Origin of the sequence: Mesorhizobium sp. B1-1-5, assembly GCF_006443065.1 — a bacterium.
GTDB lineage: Bacteria > Pseudomonadota > Alphaproteobacteria > Rhizobiales > Rhizobiaceae > Mesorhizobium.
In genome coordinates this window covers 1-1723 of the sequence record NZ_VFWS01000296.1, presented here as the reverse complement: position 1 = coordinate 1723, position 1723 = coordinate 1, and the positions used below count along the sequence as shown (strand labels likewise).

Annotated in this window: 2 protein-coding genes; both read left to right on the top strand. The window is 65.4% G+C overall.

The window, feature by feature from the left end:
- Positions 1-94 precede the first annotated feature (94 nt).
- Entirely contained in the window at positions 95-784 is a 690-nt protein-coding gene (locus FJ980_RS30615) for a 4Fe-4S dicluster domain-containing protein (protein ID WP_140547313.1), read from the top strand.
- A 105-nt stretch (positions 785-889) separates the two neighbouring features.
- Entirely contained in the window at positions 890-1627 is a 738-nt protein-coding gene (locus FJ980_RS30610) for a dienelactone hydrolase family protein (protein ID WP_140547312.1), read from the top strand.
- Positions 1628-1723 lie beyond the last annotated feature (96 nt).

The window sequence follows — 1723 nt, the reverse complement described above, 5'->3', positions numbered from 1 at the left end:
CGTGAAAGGAGCCCGAGTCAGGCGGGGCTAAAGTCGCCAACATCATCCACAAGGAAGTCTGGCGGAGCGCCTTATCCGATCCGGTCAAGAAGGGATGATTCCTTCGCGCGGCAGGATGGAGGAGATTGCGGCCGCGCTTGGCGCCGACGGCCTCATCCTGCCTGGCGGCTTCACCTTTGCGGACGGCGAGGCAGCGCCTTGTGGCCGCTCCGGTGCACCAACCAGGTCGGCGCTGCTGGTGGGACAGGCGGGGGCAGCACCCTGGCCGCATTTTCTGCGCTGGCGTGAAAAGCAGCCGCGAGCAATCGCCAATCCGCTCGACACCTGGTCCCGGCAGGTCATAGGCGCGGTCGCGGAAGAATTCGGCGCACGCGCCGTGTCGCCGTCCGACAAGCCCTATCTGCCGTTCCAGCGATGGGCGATGCGGGCCGAGGGCCTGAAGCCGTCACCGCTCGGCATCCTCATGCATCCGCGATATGGGCTTTGGCATGCCTATCGCGGCGCGCTGCTGTTCGAGGACGAGATCGCGCTCCCGGAGGCTCGCGAGGCGGTCCATCTTTGCGACACCTGTGTCGACAAACCGTGCCTGAAATCCTGTCCGGTCGATGCCTATTCCATCCAAGGTTTCGCCTACCAGGCCTGCCTGGCGCATGTGCGCGGGCCGAGTGGCGGGCCCTGTTGTGACGGCGGCTGCCTTGACCGCAACGCCTGTCCCTATGGCACAGCCTATCGCTACCCCTCAGAGGTGCAGGCCTTCCACATGGCAGCGTTCGCGGGCCGGTAAGCTCGTCGCGCTGCCGCACGAAATGTTGACTGCCAAAATCAGGCAACAGCTTGCCCTGTCGGCGTGCCCGGATATGTATCGCCCAGCAACCGAACGGAGCTGGCGATGCCGAAACAGGACCTTCAGATCAAGACCAGGGACGGCACGGCGAGGGCGGGGCTGTTCCGCCCGGCCAACGCTTCCCCGCCCAAGGCCGGCATCATCCTCTATATGGATGCCTTCGGCCCGCGCCCGGCGCTCGACGGCATGGCCGAGCGGCTGGCGGAGGAGGGCTACGCGGTTCTGGTGCCCGATCTCTTCTATCGCAACGCGCCCTACGGTCCTTTCGATGCCAAGACCGCCTTCGTCGAGGAGAGAACCAAGGTGCCGCTAATGGCGCTGATCAGCGGCACGACGCAGGAGATGACGATTGCCGACAGCGGCGCCTTCCTCGACGCACTCGCTGCCGAAGGCGTCACCGGGCCGATCGGCGTTGTCGGCTATTGCATGGGCGGCGCGCGGGCGCTGAACGCAGCCGCCTCCTATCCGGATCGCATCAGGGCGGCGGCCAGTTTCCACGGCGGCAATCTCGCCAGCGACGCGGCCGACAGTCCGCACCGCAAGGCGGGGTCGGTCAAGGCACGCGTCCATGTCGGCATGGCCGGCGTAGACAGGAGTTTTCCGCCCGAACAATCAGCGCGGCTGGCCGAGGCGTTCATGGCGGCGGAAGTCGATTACGTGCTGGAGAATTATGTCGGCATGGCGCATGGCTGGTGCGTGCCGGACCACAGCGTCTACAACGAAGATGGCGCCGAGCGGCATTGGAACCGGTTGATCACCCTGTTTTCCGAGACGCTCGGGTAAAGCCAATCTTCGGGACGTCGGCTCCGCCCCTCATCCGCCCTTCGGGCACCTTCTCCCCGTAGAACGGGGAGAAGGAAGAGGTACCAGTAAAAACAT